Below are 17,587 nucleotides of genomic sequence, written 5' to 3'. Positions count from 1 at the left end.
CGCGCCCTGAGGTTTTGAAGATGATCCGTTCCCCGCTGATGACCGTGATGACCGATGCCGTGATGAAGGCGTCGCGCTCGCTGAAGCGCGATTTCGGCGAGGTCGAGAACCTGCAGGTCCTGGCCAAGGGCCCGGGCGACTTCGTCTCCAAGGCCGACCACAAGGCCGAGGAGATCCTGCGCGCGGCCTTGGAGAAGGCGCGGCCGGGCTACGGCTTCGTCATGGAGGAGAGCGGCGTCGTCGTCGGCACCGACGAGAGCAATCGCTGGCATATCGACCCGCTCGACGGCACCCACAACTTCCTGCGCGGCATCCCGCACTGGAACATCTCCGTCGCCCTGGAGCGCGACAACCAGTTCATCGCGGGCGTCGTCTACGACGCCGCCAAGGACGAGCTCTTCATCGCCGAGAAGGGCAAGGGCGCCTATGTCAACAACCGCCGCATGCGCGTCTCCGGCCGCCGCGAGCCGGCGGACATGCTGATCGGCATGGGCGTGCCGCATATCGGCAAGGGTGGCCATCCGCTCTTCCTGAGAGAGCTCGGCGCGGTGATGAGCCGCTTCGCCAATGTCCGCCGCATGGGCTCGGCCGCGCTCGACATCGCCTATGTCGCCGCCGGACGCATGGACGCCTATTGGGAGCGCGGCCTCAACACCTGGGATTTCGGGGCCGCCGCGGTGATGGTCCGCGAGGCAGGCGGCACCTTCGGTACGCTCGACGGCAAGCAGCCGACCTCGGCCAAGGACGTCATCTGCGGCAACGAGGCCGGCGAGCCGGCCCTGCGCGCCGCACTGAAAACCGTGGCCTGAGGCGGGGTAAGCCGCATTCGCGCTTGATCCCGGCGTGGCGGGAGGCGACATTGCCAAGGGCGGAGAAACCGGAACGGAAGACCACGCATGGCCAGTGACGAAGCGGCCCATGAGGCCGTGGCGCGGGAGAATGCGGCTGCGGCCCCGATGTCCGCGCTGCATTCCGAAACGCTCCGCTTCTCGCGGCCCCTGCGCTATTTCATCCGCGCCTTGGTCTTCCTAGCGCTGATCGGCTTCCTGATCTTCATCCTCCAGGCTGGCCTGCGCTCCGCCTTCATGACCAATCCGGGCCTGAACGGCCTGATCGTCGGCGCGCTCGCGGTCGGCGTCCTGATCGCGCTACGCGAGCTCTGGCGCGTCGACAGCGAGGCTCGCGCCGCGACGCGGCTGGCCGCCAGTCCGGCCGACGCGGCCATCCGCCGCTCGCAGGTGATCAGCCCGCTCGCGGCGGTCCTACCCGCATTGCAGCGTCGCAGCCTCGCCTCCGACCAGGCCGCGAGCCTGCTCGAATCGATCGCGGTCAGGCTCGACGATGGCCGCGAGGTCCTGCGCTATCTCGCCGGCCTGCTCGTCTTCCTCGGCCTGCTCGGCACCTTCTGGGGCCTGCTCGACACGGTCTCCTCGGTCGGCAACGTCATCAAGACCCTGCGTACCGGTGCCGAGGCCGGCGTCCTCTTCGACGAGCTCAAGGCGGGCCTCGCCGCGCCGCTCGCCGGCATGGGCCTGTCCTTCTCGTCCTCGCTCTTCGGCATCGCCGGCTCGCTGGTCCTCGGCTTCCTTGAACTCCAGGTCGCGCAGGCGCAGCGCCGTTTCCGCAACGAGATCGAGGGCTATCTCGGCGCCAGCACCGCGGCGAGCCAGGCCGCCAGCTTCGACGGACTCGGCGAGCGCTTCGACAAGCTCCATGCCGCGATCCAGGAAGGCGCCAACAGCCGCGCCGCCGCGCAGGCCATGGCCAATCTCGCCGAGGGCATTCAGGGCCTCGTCCAGCACATGCGCTCCGAGCAGCAGCTGATTCGCGACTGGGTCGAAGCCCAGGCCGCGCGCGAGAAGGACCTGAAGCGCCTGATCGAGCGCCTCGCAGCCGATACGGTGGCGGAGCCATGAGCGCGCCACAGAGCTTCGTCATCGACGCGATCTGAACGAAAGGAGCGCCGCGCATGGCCCTGTCCCGCTCCCATCGCCGCGAGGACGTCAATTTCTGGCCGGGCTTCGTCGACGCGCTCTCGACGATGCTGATCGGCATCGTCTTCCTGCTGTCGGTCTTCGTGCTCGGGCAATTCTTCCTGTCGCAGGAGATATCGGGCAAGGACACGGTGCTCGATCGGCTGAACCGCCAGCTCTCCGAGCTCACCGATCTCCTGGCGCTGGAACGCGCCGCCGGCAAGGACGCCAAGGATTCGCTCGCCCTGCTGCAATCGACGCTCACCACCGAGCAGGCCGAGCGCAGCCGCATCCAGGGCATGCTCGACAGCGTCAATGGCAACGCGCCGGCCCAGCTTGCCGAGAGCCAGAAGGCGCTGGAGGCCGAGAAGCAGCTTTCGGCGCGGGCCCAGGCCACCGTCGAGCTGGTCAACCAGCAGATTCTCGCCATGCGCCGCCAGCTCGCCGCGCTCGAGGAGGCGATCGGCGCCGCCGAGGCCAAAGACAAGGAAGCGCAGACGCGCATCGCCGAGCTCGGCTCGCGCCTCAATGTCGCGCTGGCCCAGCGCGTCCAGGAGCTGGCGCGCTACCGCTCGGACTTCTTTGGCCGGCTGCGCCAGGTGCTCGGCACGCGGCCCGACATTCGCGTCGTCGGCGACCGCTTCGTCTTCCAGTCCGAGATCTTCTTCGATGCCGGCCAGGCTGTGCTGAAGCCGGAAGGCCGGGCCGAACTCGACAAGCTCGGCACGATCATTGCCGACCTCGGCCGCGAGATGCCGCCGGACCTGCCCTGGATCCTGCGCGTCGACGGCCATACCGACAACCGGCCGATCCGCTCGGCCCAGTTCCCCTCGAACTGGAATCTCTCGACCGCGCGTGCCGTCGCCGTGGTCGAATACCTGATCACCAAGGGCATCCCGGCCGACCGCATCGCCGCCACCGGCTTCGGCGAGTTCCAGCCGCTCGACGTCGCCAACAATGACGAAGCCTGGCGCCGCAACCGCCGCATCGAGTTCAAGATCACCGAGCGCTGAGCCTTGCGCCGGAAGCGAATGCGGCCGAAGCCGCATTCGCCGGGGGTAGGCTGGGCCACGCGTGCGCGGCCCTGCCGGACCATCAGGCCCTCAGGCGCATCTGCGCGTTCTCGAACGGCAGGCCCTCATCGTCCTGCGCCCGTCGCGACTGCTCCTCGAAGCCGAGCGCTTCGTAGAAGGCGTAGGCCTGCCTGTTGCCGGTGTAGACCTCGAGCACGAGCTCGCCCTTCAGCTTCAGCGCATGGGCGACCAGGGTCCGGCCGATGCCGTTGCCCTGCTGGCCTGAGGCGACGAAGAGCCCGCCGATGAAGTGGTCGAGCAGGCTGACGAAGCCCACCGGCTCTCCGCCGCGACAGGCCACCCAGGTCTCGGCCTCGGGGAGATATTTCGTTTCGATCAGGACGCGCTGCTCGCGCAGGCGTTCCTCCCCGATGAAGGGATGGGCCAGGAGCGAAGCCTCGAACCAGATGGCCGACAGCGTTTCGAGATCCGTCGACGCCTCATAGGCGCGGATCGTCGTTTCCACGTTTTTCATGATGTTTCCGCAGATGGGAATGCAAACAGAGAAGCACCGCTCGGGTGCTGTTGAGACCGCTGGATGCGGTTCAGATGAGGCCTCTGCGCATTGACATCCTTCTGCCGAGGCCCACGCTGTAGCGCGTCAGCCGGCACCTCTCAAGTCCCGTCTGGAGAGCGACCGCAGCCAAGGGCACATGCCCGCACGGCTTGGCCTGCGACCAAGCCGATGTCTGCTGTCGTCCTCGGGAGACCCCGGCGCCGAACACCGTGGTCGTCCCGTTCCAGGCATCGAAGCTCCTTCACCAACTCACCTTGACGCCGAGCCTACCGTCATAGGCGTGGGCGCGTCCGTTGATGCCGACTGAGTATCCGGCAGAGGCGTAAAGGGCGACGTTGCGGGCGATCTGGGCATCGACGCCCGCCTTGAGCTCGGCCCAGCTGCCGCCGAGATCGGAACGGAAGGGGATGAAGCCCGTCGCCGAGGAGAAGGAGGTCTTGGGATTGCCGAGGAACTCGTTCCACAGGCTCGCCTTCAGCCAGGCGGTCAGCATCCGCGGCCGCCCGCCGCTCGCCGCGTCCTCCAGCGTCCAGCTCCTGGCGAGCCGGGCACCGATCCGGCCGGCGAACGAGTCGGCGTCGGAGAAGCGGACCTGGGCGACGGCGTCTGACGCGCTGCCGCTCGAGATCGTCTGGTAGACGATCTGCGCCTGCGGCTCGACGATCCAGCCCTGGCCGAGCGCGATCGGATAGCCGCCCTCCAGCGAGGCCGCGAAGCCGAAGGCGTCGCGGTTGAGCTCGAAGCCGCGTCTTGAATCGGCCTTGGCATCATACCAGGTGCCCTGGACGACGCCGTCGAGATACCAGCCGGAAGCGCCGAAATGCGTCCAGTAGGCGCCGAGCGAGGTGGCGTCGATCGTGTTGCGCCCGGCCCTGATGCCGTTGAAATGCCTGACGTCGCCCTCGATCCGTCCGACCGCGCCATAGATGCCGGCATGGTCGCGCGAGCCGTCGGCATTGTAGCTGCGGTAGAGATCGAGCCCGGCCTGGAAGGCGTAGAGGTCGTAGTCGAAGCTCGGGCCGTTGCGCAGGATGCCGTAAGGCCCGCTCTGATGCTCGCCGTGCCAGCCGATGATCCGGGCCCAGCCCGAGGAGACATAGGACCGGCCGGGCGCGATCGCGCTCGCCGGCAGCTGCACGATCGTGGTGCAGCGAAAGTTCTTCTCGGGATTCTTGCACCAGATCGTGCGTTCCTCGGTCACCGGCGCAGCCTCCAGCGGCCGGAGCTCGCCGACCCGCTCATGCAGGCTGTCGAGCAGGGTCCGGCCATAGATCAGCTGCATCGCCGGCAGGGCCGCATAGAGCGAGGCCTCCTGGCGGTAGCTCGGGATCACCACCGGCGTCGGTCTGGGCGTCGGCGGTGTCGGCGTCGGCCCTGGGTCTGGCGGGGTCGGCGGCACCGGCGGGTCGGGTGTCGGAGCAATATGTGAGCGCAGATACCAGTTCTGCGGCCCCGACGTGTCGACGCTGCCGCGGAAGAGGAAGTACTCATAGGGGCCGGCGACCACTGGCCGGCCCAGCGTGAAGGTACCTGGCACCGTGGTGGCCCCGCTGATCGCGTCCACCACCAGGATGCCGTTGCCGGTGGTGAGGTCGCCAGGCCCCGTCGTGTTGGCGATCAAAAGCGGCGAACGTCCGGACGCCTGCCCACCGTCGATGATCAGGCGGTCGGACGGCGATGCGTCGGCGCCGAGAAAGGTGTTCAGGCCGATGCGGCCATCGATGCCGAGATAGGTCACCACCGTCAGCGTCTTGTAGCTGGCGAGCAGCGTCGGGTCGCCCGTCGGCGGGGTGTACTGGATCAGGCTGGGATCGTTGACCAGGTTCGTGAGGTTCGAATTGCCGGTCATGATCCAGGTGCTGTCGACCAGCGTCACATTCGAGACGCTGCCCGGCGCTGTGAAGGCCGAGCCGGTGACGGTCGAGTTGGTCAGCGTCACATTGGCGAGGCCCGGCACCACCGGTAGGCCGGGCGGAGCCCCGATGGGCGGAAGCGCCGTCGGCGGCGGAAGATCGATGTCAGGCAGGTCGGGCACGCCGGTCAGCGGCGGCGACTGGATCAGCGGCGGGAAATCGACGCTCTGTCCCACGCGCAGCCATTCCCCGCTCCCGCCCGCAGTCGAGTTCGTCAGCGAGACGTTGCCGTTGCCCGCGACGCCGATCGTCGGACCGCTGAGATTGGCGAGCCTGCTATCGGTGAAACGGGCGTTCGACACCGCATCGGGCGCCCCGATGACGAAGAGCGCCGCCGACGACGCACCGGTCGCGGTCACGCTCGCAGCATTGCCGACGATCAGACCGCCCGCTTCGGCGACCGAGCCATGCGCCGCCAGGCCGGACGCGACGACATCCGTCCGGTTCATCGTCACCGAGGTCGGATTGTCGCGCGACAGCGCACCATGCCCGCCATCCCCTTGCGTCCGGACCTGAGAATCGTTGGCGACCACCTGCGCCTCGCCGCGTCCGGTAACCGGCCGGGTGCCGTAGTCGCCGAGCACGGCGCGCAGCCCCACCGCATTGGCTCCGGTGGTGAGGATGACGGCCCTGTTGACCGTCGCGAGCGCCAGCGGCGCGGAGATATCATTGCGCGACTGAGCCGCGACGGCGTGCGCGAGACTGCCGCTGGTCGTGATCGAAAGATCGCTGGCCGTCAGATTCGCAGCGAACTGCGCGCCCGTCTGTTCGGTCACGGAGAAAAGGCCGATGCCGCTGGTGCCGGAGGTCGTGACCCGGCCCTGGGAGAAGGTCAGAACGCCGCCATCGTCGGCAACCAAACCCATCGCAAGCAGGCCGGAGGTCGTCACCGTCGTCCCGGTCGCGGTGAGGATGCCGTTGGGGTTGCGTGCGGCGAGAGCGTGCGGACGGGCTCCCGACCGGACCTCGCCGCCGGTGGTGGTGACCACGGCGTCGGCGAGGTTGATCGTGCCGTCGAGGTCGGCGATCACACCCATGGCGTTGTCGCTGCCAGAGGTCGTCACCCTGACATTGGTCGCCGTGACGCTGCCGCCACCGGAGGCCGCGATGCCGGGACTGTCGCGGCCGTCCGTGGTCGAGGAACCGCCCGTCATGGTCGCGGTCGCTCCGGAATTCACGCGAAGGCCATAGCCGATCAGGGCGGGACCGCTGACGCCCTGTATCGCCGTATTCGTCAGAGTGACTGCGGAGCCGGCGTCCTGGACCAGGACCGAGGTTGGTCCGGCCGAAGACAGCGTGCCGCCGCTGACATTCGCCTGGCCGCCGTCGGCAACGAACAGCGCATTGGCGCGATTGCCCGCCGCCGAAACGCCGGTATCCGTGACCGTCGCTGTGGATCCGGCGCCCTGGACCGATATGCCGGTGCCGCGCTGCCCGGTCGTCGTGATCGTGCTGCCGGTGAGGCTGAGTTGTCCGCCGCTGAGCACGCGCGCGCCCGCAGCGGGATCGGTGTCGGCGGCGGAGGTGCCGCTCGCGGTGATCGTCGTGCCGGTCAGGGAGATCGCCCCGGCATTCTCGATACGGACCGGGCTCGAGAAGTTGCCCGTCGTGCCGAGCGTCAGGTTCGTGCCGGTGATCTGGCTGCCCGCTCCGGTCGCGAACAGGGCATGCCCTCCGGCGATCGCCGCCGTGCCGACACCGGTCGTCGAGATCGACGTGCCGTCGAGAAGGATGCTGCCGCCATTCTGGGCGAGGGCGCCGAATGAGGCTCGGGAACGCGTCGCGATCGTCCCGCCCGTGACGTCGACGAGGCTGCCGCCACCATCTGAAACGAGCGCGTGATTGTTCAGCCCCCCGGCTCCACCCAGCGTCGTGACATTGGTGTTCACGAGAGTGACCGCGCCCCCTGAAACGGCGCTCACCCCGATCAGATTATTGGCGACGGTCGTGCCGTTCGCAGGGCCGAGCGTAACGCTCGATCCGGTGGCGCTGACGGAGCTGCCGGTCCCTGTCGCCTGGAGGCCGATCTGTCCGGCCGCCGTCGCGGTCGTGATCGCGGTCGTCGCGAGCGTGCTGCCGTTGAACAGAATCGAGGCTGTGTTCTGGGCGCGCGCTCCGGTCGTCGTCGCGGCGGCGAGATTCGTGGTGATGCCGTTGCCGGTGATCAGGCCGCCGGCTCCGGTGGCGCTGAGGCCGATCGCGTTCGCGGGCGTGACGGTCACCACCGTCCCCGGCGTCACCGTGCATTGCGAGCCATTGACGACGATCGGGGAAGGACAGACCTGAGAGCGGGCTGGACCGCTCAAGTACAATGACACTGAGAGAGCCGAGACTGCGTACAGAGGCCAGCGAACCATCGGACGCTCCATTTCCGGAGCCTTCCGAACCGGGGACGCTTCTGCTCCCGTGTGACCGTTCCCGACGGTCGTCGCAACGATACCCTTCTGGGTTCTCAGGGAGGGAGCAATATCCCGGACCAGAAAGGCCCACTCAGAATCAAGGCAAGCGCCGACGAGGATGAGCCCGGCTGCGGTGCATGACAAGTTAAGGCCCGGAAATCGGGAGGCGATTTCCGGACTGATCTCACGATATCGTAACCGAGCGGTGCCGCCAGGCTCGCTCAGTTTACCAAAGGCGATCTCGTCTCACGTCATTCGGGCGGGGCCGCGCTCTGGACCGAAAGTGGCACGACCGCGCCCGCTACAGGTCCTGCGCCGTGACCTCCCGGCGTGGCCCGCCGCGTATCGAGCTGATGATCGTCCAGCCGATGATGCCGATGGTGATCGCGGCCAGCACGGCGGCTATCGGCCGGTCGACGAGGCCGAGCAGGCTGCCGTCGGACTTGATCATCGAGTTGATGAAGTACTCCTCCAGCAGGGGGCCGAGCACCACGCCGAGGATCACTGGCGCGACCGGGAAACCGTTCTCCTCCAGCACGAAGGCGAGCACGCCGAAGGCCAGCATCAGGCCGACATCGAACAGCGAGTTGTTGATCGCGTAGGAGCCGACGATGGCGAAGAGCAGGATGATCGGCATCAGCACCTTGCGCGGCACCGTCAGCACCTTGGAGGCGACTTTGATGATCGCCCAGCCGAGCGGCAGCATCAGCAGGTTGGCGATGACGAAGACGAGGAAGAGCGCATAGACGTTCTGCGGGTTGCTGACGAAGATCGTCGGTCCCGGCGCCATGTTCTTCATCATCAGCACGCCGATGGCGATGGCGGTGATCGAGTCGCCGGGGATGCCGAAGACCAGCGCCGGAATCCAGGCGCCGGCGAGCGAGGAATTGTTCGAGGCGCCGGCCTCGATCAGCCCTTCCGGATGGCCGGTGCCGAACTTCTCAGGCTCCTTCGAGAAGCGCTTGCTCATCGCGTACGACATCCAGGCCGCCATGTCGGCGCCGCTGCCCGGCTGGATGCCGACCACCGTGCCGAGCGCGCTGCCGCGCAGCAGTTGCACCGGGTACTGCTTGGTGAGGCGCCACATATTGGCGAAGATCGGCCCGATCTTCTTGATCTTGATCTGCGGCGCGTTGCCCCCGGAGATCATGTGCCGCATCACCTCCGAGCAGGCGAACATGCCGACCATCATCGGGATCAGCGAGACGCCGCCGAGCATCTCGGTGGAATCGAAGGTGAAGCGCGGCTGGCCGGCCGGATTGTTCATCCCGACCATCGCGATCATCAGTCCGAGCAGCAGCGCGATGCAGGCCTTGAGCGGCGTCGAGGAGCCGATGAAGACGGCGCCGCCGAGCCCGAGCATCACGATCCAGAAGAACTCGACGGAGCCGAAGCCGAGCGCGAAATCGGCGATCGCCGGCGAAGCGGCCATCATCACCGCCGTGCCAAAGAGGCCGCCGAGCACCGAGAACCAGAGCCCGATGCCGAGCGCGAGCTCCGGCTCGCCGCGCTGGGTCATCCTGTAGGAATCCTCGACATAGGCGGCCGAGGCCGGCGTGCCGGGAATGCGCAGCAGGCAGCCGGGAATGTCGCCGGAGAAGATCGCCATCGTAGAGGTGGTGACGATGGCGGCGATCGCCGGCACCGGCGGCATGAAGAAGGTCAGCGGCACCAGGAGCGCCGTCGCCATCGTCGCCGAAAGCCCGGGAATGCAGCCGACGACCAGGCCGTAAATGGCCGAGGCGACGATGACGGCGAGCACATAGGGATCGAGCACCATCCCCAGCGCGGTTACATAGGCGTCGAGCATGATCTCACCAGCGCACGGGTTCGAGCGGTCCCCAGGGCAGTTGCACCCCGAGGCCGAGATAGAAGATCGAGTGCATCACCAGCGCGGCGCCGAGCGCCAGCGGCAGCGCCAGCCGGGGCCGGACGCCGCCGGCCAGGAACAGCGTGGCCAGGATCACCGCCGCGGTGATCAGGAAGCCGAGCGCCTCCGAAGCCAGCACATAAAAGAGCACCGCGCCCGGCACGAGCAGGAGCCGGGCGAGCGCAGCCGGGCTGCGCGTCCAGTCGGCGAGCGCCAGCGCCGGGCCGCGCTCGGATGCCCGCGCGCCCTGCCAGGCGAGCAGCGCCGCGCAGAGCGCGAGCAGCCCGGCGAGGATGAGCGGGAAGGCAGAGGGGCCGAGCGGCTGCTGCGACGGATTGGGCAGGCTCCAGGCGCCGGCAGCATAGAGGCCGGCGACAACCAGGAAGAACAGCCCGGCGACGAGTTCGTTGACTTTCATGCGCGGCTTGACCCTGGAAGCGGGCGGAGCGCCATGGGCTGGCGCTCCGCGGAAGGTTGAGGGCGGAGAACCCGCTGCTACTGGCGCAGGCGCAGGCCGAGCGCGCCCATGATCTCGCCGTTGTTCTTGTGCTGCGTGGCGAGGAACTCGCCGAAGGCCGGGCCCTTGGCGAAGGCATGGCCGAAGCCGCGCTCGGCCAGGAACTTCTTGTACTCCTCGGAATTCGCGACCTTGGCGGCCGCCTCGACCAGCTTGGCGGTGACGTCCGCCGGCAGGCCGGCGGGAGCCGCGAGCCCGCGCCAGGTGCCGCCCTCATAGTCCTTGCCGATCGCGTCCTTGACGGTCGGGACCGCCGGGAAGGCGCCGATCTTCTCCTTCGACATCACCGCGAGCGACTTGACCCGCCCGGCATCGAACATCGGCTTGCCTTCCGGCAGCGAGGACGGGACGATCTGCACGCCGCCGGAGGCCAGCTCCTGGAAGCCCGGCGCCGCGCCCTGGCTCGGCACGACCACGACCGCCTTGGGGTCGATGCCCTCGAGCTGGAGCAGGCCGGCGAAGGCGAGGTGATAGGCGGCGCCCGCCGCCATGCCGGAGAGCTTGTACTTGCCGGCCGGCTGCTTCTTGATGTCGTCGAGCGCAGCGCGCAGATCGGCCCAGGGCGAGTTGGCCGCGACGTTGAAGGCGGCGGAATCGAAGTTCACCAGCGCGATCGGCGTCAGCTTCTCATAGGTGAAGGGCGCGGTGTTCGACCAGTAGAAGGTCGTGACCTCGGCCGTGGCGAGGCCGATCGTGTAGCCGTCCGGCTTGGCGTTGACCATTTCGGTGTGGCCGACGACGCCGCCGCCGCCGGTGCGGTTGACGACGTTGACGGGCTTGCCCAGCTCCTTCTCGAGACCGGCGGCTACCATGCGCGCGACCGCGTCGGTGCCGCCGCCCGCGGCCCAGGGCACGACCAGCGTGATCGGGCGCTCGGGCCAGGCCGCGCTCGCCGAGAAGCTCGTGGCAGCGAAGGCGGCCGCCATCATCAGGCTCTTCAGTTTCATGTCGTTCTCCCTAGGGTTTGTCGTTCTCGGTTCGCGCCGGCTTCAGGCTGCCGGAGAGAAGGTGCTGCTGGGTGTAGCCGAGCAGATGCTCCATCGCCCGGCGCGCCCGCTCGGGGTCGCGAGCGGAAATCGCCTGCGCCACCGCGGCGTGATTGGGCAGGTTGCCGCTGAAAACGCCGACCGTGATGTCGAAGAGCGCGCTCAGGATGGTGTCGATCACGCCGCGGAAGCTGCGCAGGATCGGGTTGTGCGTGGCGTCGATGATGGCGAGATGGAAGGCCTTGTCGGCGGCGATCGCGGCCGCCGGATCGTCCTGCCCGCGCTCCATCGCGGCGAGAGCTGCCTCGATCCGCGCGCAATCCTCCGCCGTCGCACGCTCGGCAGCGAGGGCGGCCGCTGCCGGCTCGATGATGGCGCGCGTCTCGTCGAGCGCCAGCAGGATCTCGTCACCGAGCCCGTCGCCGCCGCGCAGCCAGGTGAGCACGTCGCGGTCGAGCATCGACCAGTCATGGGCGGGGCGGACATGGGTGCCGTGGCGCGGCCGGACGCTGACCAGCCCCTTGGCGGCCAGCATTTTCACAGCTTCGCGGACGACGCCGCGGCCAGCCTGGTAGCGCGCCTCGAGCTCGTGTTCGGGCGGCAGCGCCTCGCCGGGAGCGACCTCGCCGCGCACGATCGCCGCGCCGAGATGGGCGACGATCGCACCGATCTTGCCGGGCTTGGCGCCGCGCCGCATTCCGCCTCCCTGACTTCGCCTTGTTGGCTTCGTGCCAGCTCTTTCGCACAGCGTCGGCCCGCCCGCAACCATTCATCCGATGTTTAACATCCGATCTTTGTGCCATGCCAATGCGAGCGCGGCTCCGGCGCGTCCTTTTCGAAGCCCGCAGGTGACCCGGCCACCGACCCCGCTAAAAAAGAAACGGGTCCCTGTCGAAATCGACCGCCGCCGAACGACAAGTCGCGTCGATGCACAGGAAGAGGAGTTCCAACATGCGTTACGCTTGCCTGATCTATTACGATCCCAAGATCCTGTTCGGCGGCGGCGCCGAGGCCAATGCGGTTCTCGCCGAATGCGCGAACTACGACGTCAAGCTGACCGAGACCGGCCATTTCGTCGCCGGCGAGGCGCTTGAGATGCCGGACACGGCAATGACCGTGCAGATGCGCGACGGCAAGATGTCGGCGACCGACGGCCCGTTCATGGAGACCCGCGAGATGCTCGGCGGCATCGTCCTGATCGACGCGACCGACCTCAACGAGGCCGTTCGCGTCGCCTCCGGCCACCCGATCGCGCGCATCGGCTCCATCGAGGTCCGCCCGGTCGTCGACTTCAGCACGCCACCGCCGCAGCTGTGAGCACGAACGCAGCGCGCGCCGCCGTCGAGGCCGCCTATCGCGGCGAGCGGCGGCGCGTGCTCGCGACGCTGATCCGCCTGCTCGGCGGCTTCGAGGCCGCGGAGGAGGCGCTTCACGAAGCCTTCGCGGCCGCCGCCGAGCGCTGGCCACGCGAGGGCGTGCCGGCCAATCCCTATGCCTGGCTGGTCTCGGCCGGCCGCTTCCGGACGATCGATAGCTGGCGCCGGCAGGCGCGGCTGGCGGCAGCGACCACAGAACTTGCGGCGCTGGCCGACCCCGCTGTCGAGCCGGCCCTGCCGGAGGAGATTCAGGACGACGAATTGCGGCTGGTCTTCACCTGCTGCCATCCGGCCCTGCCGCCGGACGCGCAGATCGCCCTCACCCTGCGCGAGGTCGCAGGGCTGACGACGGAAGAGATCGCCCGCGCCTATCTCACCCGCCCGCCCGTCATCGGCCAACGCATCGTCCGGGCCAAGGCGAGGATCCGCGACGAGGCCCTGCCCTATGAAGTGCCCGGGCGAGCCGAATTGCCGGCCCGCCTGCAAAGCGTGCTGCGGGTGGTCTATCTCGTCTTCAACGAGGGCTATTCCGCCACAACCGGCCCGCAGATGACGCGGCAGGACCTCTGCGCCGAGGCGATCAGGCTCGGCCGCCTGCTCGCGGCCCTGCTGCCCGACGCCGAGGCACTGGGCCTTCTGGCGTTGATGCTGCTGCACGAATCGCGCCGCAACGCGCGCACTGACGAGGCCGGCGAGCTTGTCCTGCTCGAGGATCAGGACCGTTCGCGCTGGGACCGCGCGGCGATCGCCGAAGCCGGCCACCTGATCGAACAGGGCTTCGCGCGGCGCAGCCTCGGTCCTAATCTGCTGCAGGCGGCGATCGCTGCGACCCATGCGGAAGCTGGAAGCGTCGCCGGCACGGACTGGAACCGCATCGTCGGGCTCTACGACCTGCTGCTGCGGCTCGATCCCTCCCCGGTCGGCGTCCTCAATCGCGCCGCCGCGATCGGCCAGCGCGACGGAGCCCAGGCGGGGCTCGAAGCGGTCGAAGCCGCTCTTCGCGACAGCGCCCTCGACAATTACCCGCTCGCCCATGCGGCGCTCGCCGACATGCACCGGCGGCTCGGCCAGGACGAGGCCGCCGTAGCCTCCTACCGGCGCGCCCTGGCGCTCACGCAGCAACCGGCCGAGCGCCGCTTCCTCGAAGGGCGATTGCAGCTTCTCGCGCCAGCGGAGCGCTAGTCACGGCGTCATCCTCGCCGGAGCAGGCGATATCGGCCCGCGCTTCCATGCCCGCAGATTGGACCTGCCCCGACATCTTGCCCGATGCCTTCCGCGGCAGCCATGCTAGACCTCGATCCGCAATTCGTGGCGCGCGATGCGCCGAGCTTCGAGGGCAGGCCGCATGATCGACATCCGCATTCTCGCCGACAAGCAGGAGCTCGGCCGGCAGGCTGCGGCGCTCGGCGCCGAGACCATCCGCGCCGCCATTGCCCGCCATGGCGAGGCGAACATCATCGTCGCGACCGGCGCCAGCCAGTTCGAGATGCTGCAGCACCTCGTCGCCGCCGAAGGTATCGACTGGTCGAAGATCACCGCCTTCCATCTCGACGAGTATGTCGGCCTGCCCGTATCGCATCCGGCGAGCTTCCGGCGCTATCTGCAGGAGCGTTTCGTCGCCCCGCTCGGCGGCAAGGTCCATTTCGTCCCGGTCAATGGCGAGGGCGATGCGCAGGCCGAGACGCAGCGCCTCAATGCCTTGATCGCAGGCCGACGTATCGATCTCTGCTTCGCCGGCATCGGCGAGAACTGTCATCTCGCCTTCAACGATCCACCGGCCGATTTCGAAACCGAGAAGCCCTATATCGTGGTCACGCTCGATGAGGCCTGCCGCAATCAGCAGTTCGGAGAAGGCTGGTTCGAGAGCTTTGCCGCCGTGCCGGAACGCGCCATCTCGATGAGCGTGCGCCAGATCCTGAAGAGCGAACTGATCATCCTGTCGGTCTCGGACACCCGCAAGGCCAAGGCCGTTCAGGCCGCGCTCGAAGGCGAGATCTCGCCGCAATACCCGGCCTCGATCCTGCGCGAGCACTCCAATACGGTGATGTTCATCGATCCGCCGGCGGCCTCGCTGCTGAAGCAGGGCTGAGGCAGCGATGCTCGCCTCGCCCGGCCTCGTCGACCTCCAGGTCAACGGCTTCGGCGGTGTCGACTTCAATGACGCCGCCATCACCGCAGCCGGTCTCGACCGGGCGCTGGAGGCGATGCTGGCGACCGGCGTCACCTTCTGCCTGCCGACCCTGATCACCGCCCACCCGCACGAATTGCAGGAGCGCTTCCGGGCGCTCGACGCCGCGGTCTCGCAGAGCCGGCTCGGCCCGCTGATGTGCCCGGGCTACCATCTCGAAGGCCCGTTCCTGAACCCGGCGCCGGGCTATCATGGCTGCCATCCGCCTGACGCGATGACCGCGGCGAAGCTCGACCTCGTCGCGGGGCTGGAGCGCGATCTGTCCCGGCCGATCCTGATGGTGACGCTGGCCCCCGAGCGCGAAGGCGCCCTCGCCTTGACGAAGGCGCTGGCTGAGGCCGGCAAGATCGTCGCCATCGGCCATTCGGCGGCGGATTTCGAGGTGGTCGCTGCGGCTGCCGATGCCGGGCTCAGCCTCTCCACCCATCTCGGCAACGGCCTGCCGCAGACGCTGCACAAGCTCGCCAACCCCGTCTTCGCCCAGCTTGCCGAGGACCGGTTGATGGCCGGCTTCATCGCCGACGGCATCCATGTCCATCCCAAGGCGCTGAAGGCGCTGATCCGGGCCAAGGGCTTCGAACGCTCGATCCTCGTCACCGACGCGGTGGTCGCCGCCGCCGCGCCCGTCGGCCGCTATCACTTCGCCGGCATGGCGGTCGACCTCACGGCCGACGGCTCGGTCCGCCAAGGCGAGGGCCTGCTCGCCGGCTCGGCGCTCTGCCTCGACCAGGCGGTGCGCAATGTCGTCTCTTGGGGCATCGCCACGGCCGACGAGGCCCTCGCCATGGCCTCGCGCCATCCGCTCGCTGCAATCCGGCCCGCGCTCGACGCGCATGGCCTCGCCCTTGCCGAAGGCGCGGTTGAGTGGTCGGATGGCCTCTTCGTCGAGCGGGTCCGCATCGGGACTGTCGAGCGCCGCTACGAACGCCGGCACTAAGCTGTCGCGACGCCATAGCAAGACGTCGAGCCAATAACAGGGGAACGCGATGACCGACGATTACAATGCTATCAGCCGCCGCACCGTGCTCGGCGGTCTTGCGGCCGTCGCCGCCGGCGGCCCGGCCTTCGCCGCCTCGCCGCCGTTGCCGACCAGCCCGGTCGTGATCAGCGTCATGGATGTCGGCGGTGCGCTCGCCCTGATGCAGCGGGCCTTCGAGGATTACCGCACCGCCAATCCCAAGCTGGTCTCGCGCATCGCCTTCGTGAAGGCGCCCGCCCCCGAGCTCGCCAGCAAGCTCAAGGCGCAGCAGGATGCCGGCAAGGTCGATCTCGACCTGATCCTGACCGGCAGCGACGGCCTCGCCGCCGGCCTCGACCAGAAGCTCTGGCAGAAGATCCTGCCCGATTTCGCCGACAAGTTCCCGAACATCGAGGCCAATTACGAACCGGCCGCGCTCAACCTGCACAAGGTCCAGGGCGACGGCTTCGGCGTCGTCGTCAACTACTACCCGTCCGGCCCGCTGCTCGAATACATGCCCGACCGGGTCAAGAACGTGCCGACCACCGCCGAGGAGCTGCTCGCCTGGGCCAAGGCCAATCCGAACAAGTTCATGTATGCCCGCCCGACCAATTCCGGCCCGGGCCGCACCTTCATGATGGGCCTGCCCTATATTCTCGGCGACAAGGACCCGCAGGACCCGGTCAATGGCTGGGACAAGACCTGGGCCTATCTTCAGGAACTCGGCCAGTACATCGAGTACTATCCGGCCGGCACCGGCGCGACGATGAAGGAGTTCGGCGACGGCTCGCGCGACATCATCATCTCGACCACCGGCTGGGACATCAATCCGCGCGCGCTCGGCATCGTCCCGAAGGAAGCGAAGATCCAGACCCTGAAGGGCTTCCACTGGGTCTCGGACGCCTTCTTCATGTGCGTACCAAAGGGCCTGCCCAATGACCGGCTCGCCGTCGTCCTCGACATCATGGCGCATGTGCTGACGCCGAAGATGCAGGCCTATTCCTATGACGAAGGCTATCTCTACCCCGGCCCGGCGGTGAAGAACGTACCGCTCTCGCTGGCGCCGGAGGCGAGCCAGAAGGTCATCGCCGAGTTCGGCCGGCCGGAATATGCCGACCTGATCGCCAACAACCCGATCGAACTGCCGCTGAAGCCCGACAAGATGGTCGTCGCCTTCCGCAAATGGGACGAGCTGGTCGGCGTCAAGCGGGCCAAGTGACACTCCTGACGTGCTGATTGAAACTGCCCCCTCGCGCCGGACGGTGCGAAGGGGCGAAACATGTATTGCCGAGGTCGAAGCCGATGATCCCAGCCAGCTGGTTCCTGCGCCGCGCAGCCGGGCTCCTCATCCTCGCCATCCTGCTTGCCGGCGGTGGCGCGCAGGCCGCGACGCCGGAGCCGACCGAAGGCCGCTATCTCACCGACATCCTGAAGGACCCCGTCTATCGCCGGGCCTGGTCGCGGATGATCGGCAATCCCGGCCCGCGCGAACGCTGGCTCCGTGCCGACAGGCTTTCCGGCCCCGGCGGGCCGAGCCGCGAGGTCTGGATCGCCGGCCGCAGCTATGAGCGGGCCGACACCTGCAAGCGCCATGATTGCGGCGACAACCGTTTCGATGTGCTGTTCGCGCCCTGCGGCACGCGCGCCGTCGGTGTGCTCCGCCAACCCGGACGGGCCCGCATCTTCGGCTCGCCGACGGCGGCGGAGCGGCGCACCCTGCTCGGCGTCTGAGCACACGACCTTCGGTTGACTTCGCCCCGGCCTTGGGCTTCTCATCGCGGCAGAGCGCTTGGGGCGCCACCTGTCCGCGGCAAGGG

At 68.3% G+C, this 17,587-nt stretch carries 15 protein-coding genes; 9 read left to right on the top strand and 6 right to left on the bottom strand.

Features of this window, described 5'->3' with window-relative positions:
- Nucleotides 1-20 precede the first annotated feature (20 nt).
- From AC1REK_RS16560 to AC1REK_RS16550, 3 genes are all read left to right on the top strand, one after another.
- Nucleotides 21-809 (top strand): inositol monophosphatase family protein, encoded by a 789-nt coding sequence (locus AC1REK_RS16560; protein ID WP_327522672.1) that lies wholly within the window; start codon nt 21-23, stop codon nt 807-809.
- An 87-nt stretch (nt 810-896) separates the two neighbouring features.
- The gene (locus tag AC1REK_RS16555; RefSeq protein WP_492269194.1) at nt 897-1,916 is read left to right on the top strand and encodes a flagellar motor protein MotA; all 1,020 of its coding nucleotides are present in this window, start codon (nt 897-899) and stop codon (nt 1,914-1,916) included.
- A 53-nt stretch (nt 1,917-1,969) separates the two neighbouring features.
- On the top strand, nt 1,970-2,986 hold the full coding sequence (locus tag AC1REK_RS16550; RefSeq protein ID WP_492269195.1) for a peptidoglycan -binding protein: 1,017 nt from the start codon (nt 1,970-1,972) through the stop codon (nt 2,984-2,986).
- Nucleotides 2,987-3,068: 82 nt separating this feature from the next.
- Here AC1REK_RS16550 and AC1REK_RS16545 read toward each other — a convergent pair whose 3' ends face one another.
- The 6 genes from AC1REK_RS16545 to AC1REK_RS16520 all read right to left on the bottom strand — a co-directional run bounded on the left by AC1REK_RS16545 (nt 3,069) and on the right by AC1REK_RS16520 (nt 11,945).
- Nucleotides 3,069-3,521 (bottom strand): GNAT family N-acetyltransferase, encoded by a 453-nt coding sequence (locus AC1REK_RS16545; RefSeq protein ID WP_492269196.1) that lies wholly within the window; start codon nt 3,519-3,521, stop codon nt 3,069-3,071.
- Between the two features lie 283 nt (nt 3,522-3,804).
- The gene (locus AC1REK_RS16540) at nt 3,805-7,698 is read right to left on the bottom strand and encodes an autotransporter outer membrane beta-barrel domain-containing protein (RefSeq protein WP_492269197.1); all 3,894 of its coding nucleotides are present in this window, start codon (nt 7,696-7,698) and stop codon (nt 3,805-3,807) included.
- Nucleotides 7,699-8,176: 478 nt separating this feature from the next.
- The gene (locus tag AC1REK_RS16535) at nt 8,177-9,685 is read right to left on the bottom strand and encodes a tripartite tricarboxylate transporter permease (RefSeq protein WP_316017672.1); all 1,509 of its coding nucleotides are present in this window, start codon (nt 9,683-9,685) and stop codon (nt 8,177-8,179) included.
- A gap of 4 nt (nt 9,686-9,689) precedes the next feature.
- A complete protein-coding gene (locus AC1REK_RS16530) occupies nt 9,690-10,163 on the bottom strand; it encodes a tripartite tricarboxylate transporter TctB family protein (RefSeq protein WP_492269198.1) in 474 nt (157 codons plus the stop codon).
- 77 nt (nt 10,164-10,240) lie between these two features.
- Entirely contained in the window at nt 10,241-11,209 is a 969-nt protein-coding gene (locus AC1REK_RS16525; protein ID WP_316017674.1) for a tripartite tricarboxylate transporter substrate binding protein, read from the bottom strand.
- Between the two features lie 10 nt (nt 11,210-11,219).
- Nucleotides 11,220-11,945: a FadR/GntR family transcriptional regulator gene (locus AC1REK_RS16520; protein WP_492269199.1), complete on the bottom strand. Its 726-nt coding sequence runs from the start codon at nt 11,943-11,945 to the stop codon at nt 11,220-11,222.
- Between the two features lie 254 nt (nt 11,946-12,199).
- Between AC1REK_RS16520 and AC1REK_RS16515 the strand changes: the two genes are divergently transcribed.
- From AC1REK_RS16515 to AC1REK_RS16490, 6 genes are all read left to right on the top strand, one after another.
- On the top strand, nt 12,200-12,565 hold the full coding sequence (locus AC1REK_RS16515) for a YciI family protein (protein ID WP_492269200.1): 366 nt from the start codon (nt 12,200-12,202) through the stop codon (nt 12,563-12,565).
- Nucleotides 12,562-13,806 carry an RNA polymerase sigma factor gene (locus AC1REK_RS16510; RefSeq protein ID WP_492269201.1) on the top strand — a complete coding sequence of 415 codons (1,245 nt, stop codon included), beginning with the start codon at nt 12,562-12,564 and terminating at the stop codon, nt 13,804-13,806. The genes AC1REK_RS16515 and AC1REK_RS16510 overlap by 4 nt, the downstream gene beginning before the upstream one ends.
- A 163-nt stretch (nt 13,807-13,969) precedes the next feature.
- Nucleotides 13,970-14,713: a glucosamine-6-phosphate deaminase gene (locus tag AC1REK_RS16505; protein ID WP_492269202.1), complete on the top strand. Its 744-nt coding sequence runs from the start codon at nt 13,970-13,972 to the stop codon at nt 14,711-14,713.
- A 7-nt stretch (nt 14,714-14,720) separates the two neighbouring features.
- A complete protein-coding gene (locus AC1REK_RS16500; RefSeq protein WP_492269203.1) occupies nt 14,721-15,749 on the top strand; it encodes an N-acetylglucosamine-6-phosphate deacetylase in 1,029 nt (342 codons plus the stop codon).
- Nucleotides 15,750-15,798: 49 nt separating this feature from the next.
- Complete coding sequence (locus AC1REK_RS16495; protein WP_327522661.1) at nt 15,799-16,989, top strand: ABC transporter substrate-binding protein; 1,191 nt, start codon at nt 15,799-15,801, stop codon at nt 16,987-16,989.
- Between the two features lie 83 nt (nt 16,990-17,072).
- Nucleotides 17,073-17,501 carry a hypothetical protein gene (locus AC1REK_RS16490; RefSeq protein ID WP_492269204.1) on the top strand — a complete coding sequence of 143 codons (429 nt, stop codon included), beginning with the start codon at nt 17,073-17,075 and terminating at the stop codon, nt 17,499-17,501.
- Nucleotides 17,502-17,587: the final 86 nt, after the last annotated feature.

The organism is Allobosea sp. GW823-FHT02B03 (genome assembly GCF_058797755.1).
Note: the sequence above shows the minus strand (reverse complement) of the source record. Positions and strands in the feature narration are given on the sequence as shown.